Origin of the sequence: Natronomonas moolapensis 8.8.11, from assembly GCF_000591055.1 — an archaeon.
Classification (GTDB): domain Archaea; phylum Halobacteriota; class Halobacteria; order Halobacteriales; family Haloarculaceae; genus Natronomonas; species Natronomonas moolapensis.
Window position 1 is genome coordinate 395,803 of sequence record NC_020388.1, and the last position, 14,320, is coordinate 410,122.

A 14,320-nucleotide genomic window follows, 5' to 3' on the forward strand; every position below is an offset into this window, starting at 1 on the left:
GCCCGCGGAACGCTCACTTCCCGGCCGCCCGTCTCCCGGGAGTCACGGTCGCTCCCCGAGGACGGACCCGTGTGGCACCCTCGTCCGAAACGCTCAATCCGGACGCCTGATTTCGGCCGAACATGGCCCGAGACACAGCGCTGGAGGTCGCCGACATCGACGCCGAGTTCCTCTGTCCTTCCGACACCGACGTCCGGAACGACGGCGACGGCATTCGCGTTCGCCTGGCCGTACCCGATTCCGAGACCGGCGACGGCCTGGTGTTCGAAACCGCCGTCGAGTCGGTCGAAACAGTCGACTTCGAGTTGCCGCTGGACGACGAGCACTACGACTAGGCCAGTTCGTCCACCCGCCGGACCCGACGGTCGCCGACTACACAACAGCCCCGGCGCTCGTGGCCGTGCCGCTCGACGTGGGCCGCCTCGAGACCGGCGTTCCACGCCGCGCCGACGTCGCCGGGTGTATCGCCGACGAGGACGCCCCGCCCCGACCCGGCGTCGGCCGCCGACAGCGCCCGCCGAACCGGCTCCGGGTCGGGCTTCCACCCCGTCTCGGCGTCACAACAGACCACCGCGTCGAACCAATCGCGGATGTCAAGCGCCGACAACACCGGGGCTGTCAGGTACTGCTGACAATGGGTGACGAGCGCCGTCGGCGCGTCGAGTTCGCCGACGACGGCTGCGTCCTCGTGCAGGAAGGTCGCTTCCGCGCGGGCGGCCGCGTCCTCTTCGTCGTGAAAGACCGACCAAAAGCGGTCGGGGTCGATCCCCCACGCCCGGAGGTGCTCGCCGCGGTCGCCGCCGAAGCCGTGCCAGAGCGTCTCGGCCTGTCGCCCAGTGAAGCCGTAGCCCAGTCGGTCTCCGACCCGACCCATCACCTCGTGAACGTAGTTGGGGTCGACGTCGACCAGCGTGCCGTCGAGGTCGAAGACCCACCGGTCGTAGGCGGCGTGGCTCATCCGCCGATGTGTAGGCGGTCCGCGGTAAAATGCGTTGTGGGCGACCGGAGGGAGCGACGCGAGTCGCTGTCGATCGGCCGCCCCGAACCGGGGCCGCCCTACCCCACACCGATCGCCGTCCCGCCGGCGGCCTCCCGGGAGGTGTCGACGATCACCCTGACAACGCGGGTGAGGTACGTGGCCACGAGGCTACCGCCCCGGAACCCGAACGCCTCCGTGTGGCGACGGAGAGTCTCCGTGCGGCGGCGGGGCGCCAGCCGGGATTCGAGGACGGATATAAATTACGGGCGCGCCTACCGCCCGCATGGACGTACTCGGCGACGCCATCGCACGCGACCGCCGCTCCGATCGGCCCGCTCTCGACGTGCCGGCAGCCGGCCGACACTACGACTATCGGCGGTTCTGCACGAGCGCCTGGAAGACGGGGAACTTCCTTCGTCTCCTCGGCGTACGCGAAGGGGTCGGCGTCGCCGTCGCCGACGACCCGACCGCCGAACCCGTTCTGACGCTGTACGGGGCGGCGGCCCTCGGCGGAGTCGTCCGGTTCGGCCCGCCCGCCGAACTCGACGACGCGACGCGCGCGCTGGTCGTCCCCGCGGCCGACCTCGACGCCCACGCCGTCGGTCCAGCCACGAAGCGAGTCGTGTACGGCGATCCACCGTCCGACCCCGCCGTCTCGTACTTCGAGCGCGACGTCTGGAGCGAGAACCCGACGGAGCCGCCGAACCCCCCCGAGCCGTCGGACCCGCTGCTCCGGACGGGCGGGAAACAGTACAGCCACGGCGAGGTGCTGTCGGCGGCGCGGTCGGTCGTCGACGACCACGGGATCGGGCCGGACGGCACCGTCGCCGTCCGCGGCTCGTTCACGTCACCGGCGGTCGTCGTGGCCGGCCTCGTCGCGCCCGTCGTCGCCGGTGCACGACTCTCGGTCGGTCCCGAGAGCGAGGGTGATCTCGTCGTCGGCGGCCGCGACGACGACGTCGGCGCGCTCGGACTTCAGTGATCGCGAAGCGGGGGCCGACCTCCGACCCTCGCGTTCCCCCGCCGTCACGCCGGGGATTGATGCGTCCGGACCCCGAAAGGCCCGGTATGATCGGGGCACTCGGACGCGGACGGAGGCGACACGGATGACACGCGGTTCGGACGGGACGGACGCCCCCGACACCCCAGGGGCGTACCCAACCGTTCCCCACGAGCGGCTTCTCGACGAGGGGTGGGAGCTTCGTTCAAAGACCGAGGAGACTGTCTTCCGGATGCCCGCGGCGTCGGTCGTCGGCTACACGCTGTTTTACGAGGACGCCCGATTGCGCGGGGCGATCGAAGCCACCGACGCGGTCGAACCGCCAGCCGAGGCCGGCGAGAACCACCTCGTCACCGCGAGCGGGGACGGCACCTGGCGGTTCTTCTTTGCGACCCGGCTGTCGTTTCGACCGCCGCTGGCCCCCGGGATCGGCCCGGCGTCGCTGCGCCCGACGGTCGCGAGCCAAGCGAAGCGGACCTTCGCCGACGACCTCGAGTCGCGGGGGTTCGAGGACGTCGAGAGCGGCCGGAGCCAGCGGTTCCGAACCGACTCGGGCGACCGGGTGCGGCTCCGGAAGTTCACCGCGTATCTCCCCCTCGGGGGCGACGAGGCGACCCCGGAACGGATCGACGTCGAGGGCTGGCTCGCGGTCTGGACGACTGACGGGGCCTTCCGGATCGCTGGCGGGGCCTACCCCGTCTCCGGGATCGAGTCCCTCCTCGGGTCGGCGTCGGACGCCCCGCCGACCGATTCGGGGGCCTTTCGCGAGGAGTTGCTTTCGTTGATCCGGGCGGTCCGCTGATTTCGATCCGAGACCTCAATGTGGGGCACGACAGTACGCCGCGGTGTGCCCCGCCGCGAGCCGTCGCGGCGACCGGGCCGCAACGTACCTCCGGGACAAGCTCCGGGGCACCCGGCCTGTTCCGCCTGTAGGATCGGACGGCCGCTATCGGCTCCAGACCGTCGTGAGAGCGAGGCCGGCCGCGATCAGCGAAAAGGCCAAAAGCGAGAGGTTCGGGATCGAAAGCAGGCCCAGCAGTTCGTACTGGACGCTCCCACAGCCGCCACTCGAGCAGGTCGCCGCCGGCCGGGACTGCAGATAGGAGTGATAGGCGGCGACGGCACCGCCGCCGACGGCGAGAGGCAGCGCCGTTCGTCGGACACCGATCCGATCCTCGTAGGCGGCGACGCCCAACACGACGACTAGAGGATACATCGCGATGCGCTGGATCCAGCAGAGTTCACACGAGTACAGACCCAGGACCTCGCTGAAATAGAGGCTACCGGCGGTCGCGACCGTCGCGACCACCGTACAGGCGGCGAGGACGGCCCGGGAGGCGGACGGTGGGTGCATTCGTGAGGGCTCGTCTCCGACAGAGGGTAGCGGTCGCCCCGGCATCGCCTTTTCGGCTCGGGATCGCCCCGGATTCGACGCCGCCGCACCGGAGACGTCGGCTATCGCCATCCCCGTGAGTGGTCGGACGCGACACGCAGAGGCGGGCGCATAGAGGCAGGCGCCGGTGTAGGGATCAGCCGTCGGGAGGCCCCGACGCAGCCTCCGAGCGTTCCCCGACGGCTTCCTGTACGCCGACCCAGTTTGCGACGGCCCCTGACGGTCCCTCGAACGGGACGAGCGAAACCCGGTTCCGGAACGGGGTGCCGTCACGGCGATGGTTCCGTAGCTCGACAGTCACTGGCTCCCATGTCCCAATTGCCTCGGCGAGGTCGGCGACGGGACCGGGGCGCGTCTCCGGGACCTGGAGCAGCCGGAGGTTCTCGCCGCGGACCGCGGAGAGGGAGTAGCCAGTCACCGCTCGGAACGTCCGGTTCGCATAGATCGTCGGGGTGTCCTGAAACGCCGGGCCAGCGAGTGTGAGCCCGACGGACGCGTCGCCGAGCACCCACAGCCGCCAGACGAGGTCCCGCTCCAGCGGACTCAACGCGTCGAACTCCGGGAGGTCCCCGGGGCCGTCGAACGCCTCCGGGGATCCCGCCCGCTCGATCCGGTCGGCGGCGACCGAACCGCACGCGCGGAGGTCGACGACGCGTTTCCGGAACGCAGCCGCGTCGGCCCGAAGGCACTCGAGGAGGGCTTCTCTGTGGGACATGTGCCTCGGATCGTCCGTAGGTGGGTGTGGATCAAACGCCTGTCGGCTTCGGTGCCCGCTTCGGGAGTCCGTCGGCCGCGCCGAGCCGCGACGACGGGCGACAGTGACAAGCGAGTCGGGTCCCTATCGCACGTATGAACGAGGGAAACTACACGGTCTCGTTTGCGGTACCACACAGCTTGACCGACGGCGACAACACCGAGCTCTCGATCCGCGAGTACGACGACTTCGGGAGCATGTACGAGTTCGAACTCCTCGACGGATCGACGCGGTCCGTCGGTAAACAGCTCGTCTCGGAGATCACGCCGGTCGAGGAGTAGCCCCCGAGCACGCCGACGGCGTTCGGCCGACCGGACGCGACGGCAAGCTCAAGCGCGCTGGATGCGTATCGATACCATAATTCGCACCCTCCTGGCCACGCTCGGTGCGGGTATGGCGCTGTTTCCGAACGGGATCCTGCGCGGCTACGAACGGGTCGCCTTCGAGAACCCCGACGACGCGACGGCGAAGCCGTGGCTTCCCGCCGCGATACGCGCCGAGGGCGTCATCTACGTCCTGCTCTGTGTGCTCGGCGGGGCGGCCTACGGAGCGTTCGTCCGTCTCGCCGGGGGCGTCGGCTTGGTCGTGGCCTGCGTCCCGCGGCGGTACCTCGGCTGGGGCGGCCGCCTCGCCTACGAGCGTCCCGAGGAGCTCCGGTGGCGCGAGGGGTTCGTGACAGCCGTTCGGGGGCTCGGGATCCTCCTCGTGGCCCTCGCCGTCCGGCGCGTGCGCCGGGGCGACTCGAAGGTCGAAGCGGGCTTCGAGCCCGACGGGTAGTTCAACGGAGCGAGACGTCAGTCAGCCGGATCGAGAGCCGATCCCCCTCGGGTGCGGCGATCGACCAGCCGTGCAGCGTCGAGAGCGTCCAGGCGTTCGCCAACAGCACGCGCGAATCCTCGCCGGCCTCCCGACCGTATCTGAACAGCTGTTCGGGGGTGTCCGTCGAGAACGGCTCCCCGTCGCTGTCGACCACCAGCGCGTCGGTGCCGTCGCGCCGAACCCGGACGCTCGTCGCCCCGCGTTCGCGGTGGAGTCGGAACAACAGCCGGAACAACTCGACACACCGCGTCCCGTCGGCGACGACGCCGGTGTCGGCGACACCCTCGAGCGTCAACGCAGTGGTATCGTCGGGCCACGCGTCCGAAAGGACCGACTCGAGGGGGCGTTCGCTCGTCTCCGCGATCGGCGTCCCGTACCGGAGGATGTCGATAAAGTCGTCGGTAACGACGTCGATCCGTTCGGCCGCCTCGATCGCCGCCCCGATCCGTCGGTTGTGGCGTTCGAGGGGACCGGATTCGATCGCGTCGGCGGCGTCGATTTCCTCCTCGAGCACCCGGAGGTTCCCGAGCACGATCGCGATCGGGTTTCGGAGTTCGTGGGCGATCGCCTCGGAGACCGATCTGACGTGTTCGGTCTGTTGTTGGAGGCTGCGGCGCCGGGCCTCGAGTTCGGTGACGTCAGAGAGGACGACCGCGCGTCCGATGGCCTCCTCGCCGAGGGTAATCCGTCGTCGGTCGATCCGGTAGCTGCGGGCGTCCCCATCGCGGTCCAATTCGACCGTCGCGTCCTCGGCGTCGGCCACGCGTGGAGCGATCGCCGAAAACGGATCGCCGACGCGCTCGGGGAGGTCGGGAAAGACGCACTCGGCGCTTTCGTTGTAATCGACGACGCGGCCGTCGGCGTCGGTGAGAAAGAGGAGATCGGGGAGTTGATCCGGGAGCTGTCGGCGCGCGGGGACGTGGACGGCCATGAAGCGCTCTCGGGCGACGGTCACGACCCCGACGGCGAAGACGGCGGCCCCGATCGGCTCGTAGTACAACAACAAAAGCGACTCGGGCCACCACGCCGAGAGGAGCTTCGGGGCGACCGGCAGCCCGATAGCGACGGTGAGTACGGCGACGTTCGTCGTGTCGAGGGTCGACTCGTGGTACGTCTCGAACAACAGATAGAGCCCGACGCCCGAGCCGACGTACGCCAGCGCCGTGATGGTCCAATAGAGGGGCCCGGCTTCGGGCGCGAAGTGGACGAACGGATCGGACGCGACCGTCGGTTCGAAGTACGCCCCGTGGAGCGGGTTGGTCGCCTTCAGCGCGAGAATCGCCCCGACGAGGCCAGCAGCGACGAACTGGAGACGCCTGTCGAGGTGGTAGGCGTGCCCGGCGTAGGCCGAACAGAACCACAACCAGACGACGACGGTCGAGATGCCCACCCCGAGCCCGAAAACGTAGCTCGCGTACATCACTATCCTGGGAACCGACAGCAAAGTCGGGACTACCGTGAGAGCCCACGTGCCGGTCAACACGAGCAGGAGGGTGAGCGGCCGTCGAATCACGGGTGCCTCGAACGACCGCGCCCGGTGGGCGCCCCAGAAACAGCCGACGGCCGCGAGGAGAAACGCAGCGAGGTAGGGCGCAGCCGAGTCCCAAAACATACCTGATACGTACTTGCTAAACCGTTTTCAATATATTGGAGTTGACAAAACGGGCGCGTGGACGCTGGAAGGCGACACGACGGAACCGCACCTGCAGGTCGACGGCCGGAGCCGCACCTGTAGGTCGACGGCCGAAACCGCACCTGCAGGTCGACGAGGCACCGATGCAGGTCAGCGGGTCGCGTTGCCGACCCCGGTCTCGCGTGTGCCCACAGGGACACAGTTCACATCAAACCCCAAGCGCGTCGGCGAACTCGTGAAAGCCCTCGACGGTCAGGTCCGGTTCCGGCCCGTAGGGTCCCCACGGTTCGCCGGTCCGGTCGAGGCGAACGCCGAACATCCCGGCGTGCATCGACCCCTGGACGTCGAAACTCGGGCCAGCGACGTGGGCGATCGATCCGATCGGCGTCCCCGTCCGAGCGGCGGCGTGGCGGTAGATCTCGGCGTCGGGTTTGAACGTCTCGACCTCGTGGGCGCTCACCGTGTCCTCGATCAACTCGCCGATGCCGGCGTGGTCAACCATCGAGGCGAGCATTTCTGGGTTGCCGTTGGAGACGACGTAGACGGGGTAGCCACCCTCGACGAGCCGCCCGATCCCGTCCCTGACGTCGCCGAAGACCTCGAGTTCGTGATACACCGAGAGGACCTCCTCGACGACGTCGTCGGCCAACTCGACGCCGTGGGCCGCGAGCGCGTACCGGAGCGCGTCGCGGTTCATATCGTAGAAGGGCTGGTAGCCGTCGACGAAGTTGCCGACCATCGTGTACTCGATGGACTTGCTCCGCCAGACGTCGGAGATCGATTCGGTCGCCTCGACGTGGTCGTCGAGGGCGTCGACGGCCGCCGAGGGGTCGACGAGCGTTCCGTAGGAGTCGACGGTGACCGTCTCGACCGCGTCGGGATCGAAGGACATACTCGAGGAGTCGACCGCCGTTTATAAAATAGTGGGGTGGGCGTGTCCCGGAAATTTACTACCGGGAGCGACGACGGACGGGTATGCGCCTGTTCGTGAGCGTCGACCTCGACGGACTCGCCGACGTACAGGGACCGCTTTCCGGGCTGTCGGGACTGCGGCTTACGGACCCGGGGCAGGCCCACGTCACGATGCAGTTTCTCGGCGAGGGCGACCACGACGTCGCGGCGCTCGTCGCGGCGCTGGAACGCGCCGTCGAGGATGCCGACGTGGGGGCCACCGGAGCCGACGACGGGGAGTTCGAGGCGACGTTCGAGGGGGTCGGCGCGTTCCCCTCCCCGGAGCACGTCCGAGTCGTCTGGCTCGGCGTCGGCCGGGGAGCGAGCGAGCTGACCGCCCTCCATCGCCGGATCGAGGCCGAGACGACCGCCCTCGGTTACGACGCGTCGGCCCACGAGTTCACCCCGCACGTCACCCTCGCGCGGATGGACAACGCGACCTCGATGGGCGCGGTCCGGTCGTTCCTCGAATCGGCCGCCCCCGAGATCGGGCCGCTACACGTCGAAGACCTGCGGCTCACCGAGAGTACGTTGACGCCCGAGGGCCTGGAGTATCGGACCGTCGCCCGGATCGAGCTCTAATCACAACCCTCACCTGGGGGGCCGCCGACTCGTCGGTATGGAACTCGGAGTCATCGGCTTAGGGCGGATGGGGCAGATCGTCGTCGACCGCGTGCTCGCCGACGACCACGACGTCGTCGCGTTCGACCTCGACAGCGAGGCGGTCGAGGCGGCCGCGTCGGCCGGTGCGACGCCCGCGGAGTCGATCGAGGACTTGGTCTCGAAGCTCCCCGAACGAAAGCGGATCTGGCTCATGGTCCCCGCGGGCGACGCCGTCGACGCGACGCTCGCGGAACTCGACCCGCTGCTCGACGCCGAAGACGCCGTGGTCGACGGCGGTAACTCCCACTTCGAGCGCTCGATCGACCGCGGCGAGACGCTCGAAGCGGCCTACCTCGACTGTGGGACCTCCGGCGGCCCCGCGGGCGCGGAGCTCGGGTTCTCGCTCATGATCGGGGGTCCCGAGTGGGCATACGAGGACCTCGCTCCCGTCTTCGACGCCGTCGCGACCGGGCCGGCGGGCCACGACCATATGGGGCCGCAGGGGGCGGGTCATTACGTCAAAATGGTCCACAACGGCGTCGAGTACGCGCTGATGCAGGCCTACGGTGAGGGCTTCGAGTTGCTCTCGGAGGGCCGCTACGACCTCGACATGGAGTCCATCGCGCGCACCTGGAACAACGGGGCGGTGATCCGGTCGTGGCTGCTCGAACTCTGCGAGGAGGCGTTCCGCGAGGAGGGGTCGGACCTCGGCGACGTCGACGACCACGTCGCCGGTGGGTCGACGGGCACCTGGACCGTCGAGGAGGCGCTCGAACAGGAGGTCTCGATCCCGCTCATTTACGAGGCGCTCGGGGAGCGTTTCGACTCCCGCGTCGAGGGGGGCAAGTTCTCTCGGCGGCTGGCGAACCGGTTGCGGTACGGGTTCGGCCGCCACGAAGTCAAACGCCGCGAGTGAGGAGGGGGCTCCGGCGTACCGGGCAGTCCGTGCGCCGCCCGTGCCGTGCGCCGCCCGGCGGCTTCGACCCAACAGCGAAGTTCGAGCGGGCGCGAGTACCGCTGTGCCCTCCACCGAATGGTCCTACGACGCCGCCACGTCGCGGAGCCTTCGGCTCCTCTCGCACCTCCCGGTAGCCGCCTTTGGGGGTGTGTTCCTGCCCGCCGCCGGCGCGAGCGTCGCGTTCGTACTCGCCGATCCGGGCGTGCTCCGCTCGCCGTTCGTGTTACTCGTCGCCCTCCTCGCCCTCGTCGGCGGGCCGACGTCGCTTCTGTACCTGTGGCCGATGCTCGCCGACCCCGACCAGCGACCGACCCGGTCGGCGTTCTCGGGGACCGACAGGAGCCTGTTCACCGCCCGGAGTGTCGTTGCCGCCGCGGTTGCGGGGGCGCTCGCCGTGGTGGCGCTCGTCGCCGTCGGTGCCCCCTTCGAGGCTGTCTACGGCCTCGTCGTGGGCTGTGTGTTCTCGCCGATCCTCGTCGCGGTGGCGACGACGACGGGGCAACTCGACGACGGGGAACTCACGATCAACCGGCGGGAGGTCCCTCTGCATCGCCTCACGGGTGTGCGGTCGATCCGCGTCCGGGGCGTCGTCGTGCTGTGGCTCTTCTACGCCCCCAGGAGCGGGCTCTTCGTGCCGCGGGCGGCCGCCGTCCCCGCCGACGCCGGCGTCGGGGCGATTCGTGGGGCGCTCGAAGCCGGAATCGAAGCCGACCCGGAGCTTGAGCCGCCGGATCGGGCGGTGCAGGCGGTCGGGGTCGTGATGGGGGCGCTCTTTCTCGCGTTCGGGGCGGCGGCGTACGTGGCGCTCGACGAACCGGCCGTGGGACTCTACGTCGCCGCCGTCGCCGGGGGGATGGGGGCGTTTCTGTGCCTTCTCGGGATACGGGGCGTTTGAACGCCTCCAGAACCGCCCGGCCGGCGAGTCGACCCCGCCGGCTGGGCAATTATTGCCGTAACTCTCGGTTATAGATGTATTGAGAGATATGCGTACTATACATGAACGACGAGCAGTTGGGCTTCGGGACGCGGTGTCTCCACGTCGGGCAGGGTCCCGACCCGACGACGGGGGCGGCCGCACCACCGATCTATCAGACCTCCTCGTATGAGTTTCCCGACGCCGACACGGCGGCCGCACGATACGCCCTGGAGGACGAGGGAAACGTCTACTCGCGGATTGCGAACCCGACGGTCCGGGCGCTCGAGGAGCGGTTGGCCTCTCTCGAGGGCGGCGTCGACGCCCTCGCGACCGCCTCCGGGATGGGTGCACTCGACGCGGCGACGCTCGTGTTGGCGGAGGCGGGCGACAACGTCGTCTGCGCGTCGTCGGTGTACGGCGGCACCCACGCGTATCTGTCTCACACTGCCGCCCGCCGGGGGATCGAGGCCCGCTTCGTCGACACGCTCGACCCGGAGGCCTACGCCGAGGCGATCGACGCGGACACCGCTTACGTCCACTGCGAGACGATCGCCAACCCCGCCCTCGTGACGCCGCCGTTCGAGGCGATCGCCGAGGTGGCGCGCGAGGCGGGCGTCCCGCTGTTCGTCGACAACACCTTCGGGACGCCGGCGCTGTGTCGGCCGCTCGAACACGGCGCGGATCTCGTCTGGGACTCGACGACCAAGTGGATCCACGGGTCGGGAACGACCCTCGGCGGGATCCTCGTCACCGACGGCTCCTTTCCGTTCGCCGAGTACCCCGAAAAATACCCCGAGATCGCCGCGCCGAACCCCGCCTTCGACGGCGTGAACTTCGCGGCGCGCTTCGGCGACCGGGCGCTGACGATGGCGGCCCGCCAGCGCGGGACCCGGAGCCTCGGCGACCAGCAGTCGCCCTTCGACGCGTGGGTGACGATGCAAGGCGTCGAGACGCTGCCGCTGCGGATGGAACGGCACTGCGAGAACGCGATGGCCATCGCCGAGTACCTCGAGGCCCACCCCGCCGTCTCGTGGGTGTCCTACCCCGGCCTGCCCGACCACGAGACCCACGACCTCGCCTCGGAGTACCTGGAGGGCGGCTACGGCGGCATGATCGCCCTCGGCCTCGCGTCGGGCTACGACGCCGCCAAACGGCTGTGCGAGGAGACCGACCTCGCGACGTTCCTCGCAAACATCGGCGACGCGCGGACGCTCGTCGTCCACCCGGCCTCGACGACGCACGCCCAGTTGAGCGAGGCCGAACAGCGCGCCGCCGGGGTCGCCCCCGAGATGATTCGGCTCTCGGTCGGCATCGAGGACGTCGACGACATCCTCGCGGACCTCGACGGGGTCTTATAAATATGTGTGGCGCAAACTCCGACGCACAACCGACGATGGACGCGATCGATGCGATGCCGCGACCGAGGCGATACCGCGACCGGGACGATACCACGGGCGGGCGGCCGTCATGAGCGACGGCCCGGAGACGGTTTCGCTGGGCGAGTTCACATTCGAGTGCGGGGAGTCGATCCCCGAGTTAGAAGTCGCCTACGAGACCTACGGCGAGTTCACCGGCGACAACGCCGTACTGGTCTGTCACGCACTTACGGGGAGCGCCCACGTCGCGGGGGGACGTCGCCGAACCGACACCGCGGGGCAGGCCCACGCGTGGTGGGACGACATCGTCGGTCCAGGCAAGGCCGTCGATACTACTGAGTACTACGTCGTCTGTGCGAACGTACCGGGGTCGTGTTATGGCTCCTCGGGGCCGCCCACCGTCGATCCCGAGACGGGTGAGCCGTGGGGGACGGCGTTCCCGGCGGTCACGGTCGGCGATTGGACGCGCGCGCAGCGACGCCTGCTCGATCACCTCGGAGTCCCGAACCTCCACTCGGTCGTCGGCGGCTCAGTCGGCGGGATGAACGTCCTCGAGTGGGCCAAACGCCACCCCGATCACCTCGATCGGGCGGTCGTCGTCGCCGCCGCGGCGCGGCTGGACGCCCAGTGTCTCGCGCTCGACGCGATCGCCCAGCGGGCGATCACCACCGATCCGAACTGGGCGGGTGGGGACTACTACGGCGACGACCCGCCGACGCAGGGGCTGGCGCTCGCCCGCCAGATCGGTCACGTGATGTACCTCTCGAAGTCTTCGATGGAGGACAAATTCGGCCGGCGCTCGGCGGGGATGGACGCCGGACGCGACAGCTTCGAGATGGACCCCGCCGCCGGCTTCTTCCCCTACCGGGAGGTCGAGTCCTACCTCGACTACCAAGGCGAGAAGTTCGCCCAGCGCTTCGACGCCAACGCCTATCTGTACCTGACGCGGGCGATGGACAACTACGACCTCGCCTCGGGATACGACGGCGACGCCGACGCGCTGGCGGCCTTCGACGGCGAGGCGCTTCTCGTCTCCTTCACCGGCGATTGGCACTTCACAGTCGAGCAATCGGAGGCGCTGGCGGAGGCGTTCCGGGCGACCGAGGCGGCCGTCGCCCACCACGTCGTCGACTCCGAGCACGGCCACGACGCCTTCCTCGTCGAACCCGACCGTGTCGGCCCGCCCGTCGCCGACTTCCTCGAGTCGGGCGTCGCCGGCAAGGCCGTCTCCGACACGGCCGAGGGCGACGAGGGCGACGAGTTCGCGCCGGTCCACAACAGCCTTTTTTCGAACTGAACGGTTCGGGCGGCCGCCCGCCGCGTCGCTCCCAGCGACTCGAGGGTGGACCCCGGGGATCCCGGATTAGTATATGAATGTGTGGTCGCGATCGCCGTGGCCAGACGGGCGAAACTACTTATTTCCCGGGGTGTCGAAAGGGCGTATACCATGCGAAGCGATCGACCGACGCCGAGGGGTACACAGCCGTGACGCGCGCGCGTCTCGACCGACGCACGGTCCTCGTGGGCCTGGCCGCCGGCGGGGCGCTCCCGTCGGCCTCGGGGGCGGCCCTCGCCCAGAACGCCGCCGGGCCGACGGCGTACGTCAGCACCCGGGACGGTCGCGTCCACGCCGTCGGGACCGACACCGGGACACAGCGGTGGGCGTTCGATACGGACTCGCGCGCCGTCTCCGCCCCGGCCGTCGGGGACGGATCGACGTACGTCGGCTCCGCCGACGGCAACGTGTACAGTGTCGACGCGGCCGACGGAACCGAACAGTGGGCCTTCGACACCGGCCGGGGCGTCCGCGCGTCGCCGGTCACGACCGGCGAGACGGTGTTTTGCGGATCGGGGGACGGGGAGCTGTACGCCATCGACGCGGCGACCGGCGAGGAGCGGTGGGCGTTCGCGACCGGTGACGAGATCGTTTCGACGCCGATCGTCGGGCCGGAGGCGGTGTACGTCGCTTCCATGGACGGCTCGCTGTACGCGATCGACCGGACGAGCGGGACACAGCAGTGGGCGTACGCGACCTCGATTCCGATCCCGCACTCCCCGACCGTCGCCGGCGACGCCATCTACGTCACCGACAACAACACCAACCTGCACGCGGTCGACCTGCGAACCGGCGCGGGGAACTGGTCGTACACCCGGGTGGATCGCTCGATCACCACTCCGCCCGCGGTCGCCGGCGGAACGGTGTACTTCGGCACCGCGGGCGGCGACATCCACCGGATCGACGCCGCGACGGGCGAACGCGAGTGGCGACCCTACGACGTCTTCGGCGTCCCGGTGTCGCCGCTGGAGACCGCCGACGGCGTCATCTACTTCGGCACCGACAACGGCAATATCGTGGCGTTCGATACGGGGGCCGAGGAGAACCGATGGCGGTACCAGACCGACGGCGACGTCCGGTCGTGGCCGGCCGTCGTCGACGGGACGGTGTACGCCGGGAGCGACGACGGGACGTTCTATGCGCTCGACGCCGCCTCGGGCGAGACGCGCTGGACCCACCGCGCCGGGGCGGCCATCCGGTCTGCCCCGAGCGTCGCCCGATCGCCCGGCGACGGCTTCGGCGCGCGTTCACGGCTGCTGTTCGAACCGCGAGGGGCCGGCCCCGAGGCGACGGCGACCCCGGCCGGCGAGGGCGGTGGCTCCGGCGGGTCGGGCGGCTCCGGCGGAAGCGCCGACACGCCGGAACCGGGCTTTGCGGCGCCGATCGAGGATCAGGGGCTGTTCTCCACCGGGGGAGCCGCACTCGGCGTCGGCGGCCTCGGACTGTGGTGGTTGCTCCGGGGCGGCGACGAGTAACACGGAACTGGCACGCAGTTTGTTTATATATACCACGTTCCGCGATGCGGTGGCGCGCGCTCTCTGCTGTGCCCGAGGCAGGCGGCGAGCGAGGCGAACGCGAGCGAGCCGACCCCCGAGGGTCGGC

At 69.7% G+C, this 14,320-nt stretch carries 16 protein-coding genes; 11 read left to right on the forward strand and 5 right to left on the reverse strand.

The features are described from left to right. Positions 1–122 precede the first annotated feature (122 nt). Positions 123–335, forward strand: coding sequence for a hypothetical protein (locus NMLP_RS01985; protein WP_015408450.1), 213 nt, complete (start codon positions 123–125; stop codon positions 333–335). Here NMLP_RS01985 and NMLP_RS01990 read toward each other — a convergent pair. Beyond that, a complete protein-coding gene (locus NMLP_RS01990) occupies positions 332–958 on the reverse strand; it encodes an HAD family hydrolase (RefSeq protein WP_015408451.1) in 627 nt (208 codons plus the stop codon). The genes NMLP_RS01985 and NMLP_RS01990 overlap by 4 nt on opposite strands. Before the next feature lie 304 nt (positions 959–1,262). On the opposite strand from NMLP_RS01990, the gene NMLP_RS01995 reads away from it, so the two are divergent. Both NMLP_RS01995 and NMLP_RS02000 read left to right on the forward strand, forming a co-directional pair. Beyond that, positions 1,263–1,961 carry an acyl-CoA synthetase family protein gene (locus NMLP_RS01995; protein ID WP_015408452.1) on the forward strand — a complete coding sequence of 233 codons (699 nt, stop codon included), beginning with the start codon at positions 1,263–1,265 and terminating at the stop codon, positions 1,959–1,961. Between the two features lie 124 nt (positions 1,962–2,085). Further along, on the forward strand, positions 2,086–2,781 hold the full coding sequence (locus tag NMLP_RS02000; RefSeq protein WP_015408453.1) for a hypothetical protein: 696 nt from the start codon (positions 2,086–2,088) through the stop codon (positions 2,779–2,781). Positions 2,782–2,925: 144 nt separating this feature from the next. Here NMLP_RS02000 and NMLP_RS02005 read toward each other — a convergent pair whose 3' ends face one another. Continuing rightward, on the reverse strand, positions 2,926–3,333 hold the full coding sequence (locus tag NMLP_RS02005; RefSeq protein ID WP_015408454.1) for a disulfide bond formation protein B: 408 nt from the start codon (positions 3,331–3,333) through the stop codon (positions 2,926–2,928). A gap of 175 nt (positions 3,334–3,508) precedes the next feature. After that, positions 3,509–4,087, reverse strand: coding sequence for a PAS domain-containing protein (locus tag NMLP_RS02010; protein WP_015408455.1), 579 nt, complete (start codon positions 4,085–4,087; stop codon positions 3,509–3,511). Positions 4,088–4,221: 134 nt separating this feature from the next. Between NMLP_RS02010 and NMLP_RS02015 the strand changes: the two genes are divergently transcribed. Beyond that, a complete protein-coding gene (locus NMLP_RS02015; protein WP_015408456.1) occupies positions 4,222–4,407 on the forward strand; it encodes a hypothetical protein in 186 nt (61 codons plus the stop codon). 112 nt (positions 4,408–4,519) lie between these two features. Continuing rightward, complete coding sequence (locus NMLP_RS02020; RefSeq protein WP_049926022.1) at positions 4,520–4,903, forward strand: hypothetical protein; 384 nt, start codon at positions 4,520–4,522, stop codon at positions 4,901–4,903. 1 nt (position 4,904) lies between these two features. Here the strand turns inward: NMLP_RS02020 and NMLP_RS02025 are convergent, their stop codons facing one another. Together NMLP_RS02025 and NMLP_RS02030 are read right to left on the reverse strand one after the other, a co-directional pair. After that, positions 4,905–6,557, reverse strand: a complete 1,653-nt coding sequence (locus NMLP_RS02025) for a histidine kinase N-terminal 7TM domain-containing protein (RefSeq protein WP_015408458.1) — start codon at positions 6,555–6,557, stop codon at positions 4,905–4,907. A gap of 229 nt (positions 6,558–6,786) precedes the next feature. After that, positions 6,787–7,470, reverse strand: coding sequence for a haloacid dehalogenase type II (locus tag NMLP_RS02030; protein WP_015408459.1), 684 nt, complete (start codon positions 7,468–7,470; stop codon positions 6,787–6,789). 83 nt (positions 7,471–7,553) lie between these two features. Here NMLP_RS02030 and thpR point away from each other — a divergent pair, with 83 nt between their 5' ends. From thpR to NMLP_RS02060, 6 genes are all read left to right on the forward strand, one after another. Then, complete coding sequence (gene thpR, locus NMLP_RS02035; protein WP_015408460.1) at positions 7,554–8,111, forward strand: RNA 2',3'-cyclic phosphodiesterase; 558 nt, start codon at positions 7,554–7,556, stop codon at positions 8,109–8,111. A 37-nt stretch (positions 8,112–8,148) separates the two neighbouring features. Continuing rightward, positions 8,149–9,048 (forward strand): phosphogluconate dehydrogenase (NAD(+)-dependent, decarboxylating), encoded by a 900-nt coding sequence (gene gnd / locus NMLP_RS02040; protein ID WP_015408461.1) that lies wholly within the window; start codon positions 8,149–8,151, stop codon positions 9,046–9,048. A gap of 103 nt (positions 9,049–9,151) precedes the next feature. Beyond that, on the forward strand, positions 9,152–9,985 hold the full coding sequence (locus NMLP_RS02045; RefSeq protein ID WP_015408462.1) for a hypothetical protein: 834 nt from the start codon (positions 9,152–9,154) through the stop codon (positions 9,983–9,985). 101 nt (positions 9,986–10,086) lie between these two features. Continuing rightward, entirely contained in the window at positions 10,087–11,364 is a 1,278-nt protein-coding gene (locus tag NMLP_RS02050) for an O-acetylhomoserine aminocarboxypropyltransferase/cysteine synthase family protein (protein ID WP_015408463.1), read from the forward strand. A gap of 109 nt (positions 11,365–11,473) precedes the next feature. Further along, positions 11,474–12,679: a homoserine O-acetyltransferase MetX gene (metX, locus tag NMLP_RS02055; protein WP_015408464.1), complete on the forward strand. Its 1,206-nt coding sequence runs from the start codon at positions 11,474–11,476 to the stop codon at positions 12,677–12,679. A 188-nt stretch (positions 12,680–12,867) separates the two neighbouring features. Next, positions 12,868–14,193, forward strand: coding sequence for an outer membrane protein assembly factor BamB family protein (locus tag NMLP_RS02060; protein ID WP_015408465.1), 1,326 nt, complete (start codon positions 12,868–12,870; stop codon positions 14,191–14,193). The last annotated feature ends 127 nt before the right edge of the window (positions 14,194–14,320 follow it).

Coding starts and splice junctions, on each gene's coding strand:
- thpR (WP_015408460.1), top strand. CDS start 7,554: ATGCGCCTGTTCGTGAGCGTCGACCTCGACGGACTCGCCGACGTACAG.
- NMLP_RS02000 (WP_015408453.1), top strand. CDS start 2,086: ATGACACGCGGTTCGGACGGGACGGACGCCCCCGACACCCCAGGGGCG.
- NMLP_RS02030 (WP_015408459.1), bottom strand. CDS start 7,470: ATGTCCTTCGATCCCGACGCGGTCGAGACGGTCACCGTCGACTCCTAC.
- NMLP_RS02005 (WP_015408454.1), bottom strand. CDS start 3,333: ATGCACCCACCGTCCGCCTCCCGGGCCGTCCTCGCCGCCTGTACGGTG.
- NMLP_RS01990 (WP_015408451.1), bottom strand. CDS start 958: ATGAGCCACGCCGCCTACGACCGGTGGGTCTTCGACCTCGACGGCACG.
- metX (WP_015408464.1), top strand. CDS start 11,474: ATGAGCGACGGCCCGGAGACGGTTTCGCTGGGCGAGTTCACATTCGAG.
- NMLP_RS02010 (WP_015408455.1), bottom strand. CDS start 4,087: ATGTCCCACAGAGAAGCCCTCCTCGAGTGCCTTCGGGCCGACGCGGCT.
- NMLP_RS01985 (WP_015408450.1), top strand. CDS start 123: ATGGCCCGAGACACAGCGCTGGAGGTCGCCGACATCGACGCCGAGTTC.
- NMLP_RS02025 (WP_015408458.1), bottom strand. CDS start 6,557: ATGTTTTGGGACTCGGCTGCGCCCTACCTCGCTGCGTTTCTCCTCGCG.
- NMLP_RS02050 (WP_015408463.1), top strand. CDS start 10,087: ATGAACGACGAGCAGTTGGGCTTCGGGACGCGGTGTCTCCACGTCGGG.
- NMLP_RS01995 (WP_015408452.1), top strand. CDS start 1,263: ATGGACGTACTCGGCGACGCCATCGCACGCGACCGCCGCTCCGATCGG.
- NMLP_RS02020 (WP_049926022.1), top strand. CDS start 4,520: ATGGCGCTGTTTCCGAACGGGATCCTGCGCGGCTACGAACGGGTCGCC.
- NMLP_RS02015 (WP_015408456.1), top strand. CDS start 4,222: ATGAACGAGGGAAACTACACGGTCTCGTTTGCGGTACCACACAGCTTG.
- gnd (WP_015408461.1), top strand. CDS start 8,149: ATGGAACTCGGAGTCATCGGCTTAGGGCGGATGGGGCAGATCGTCGTC.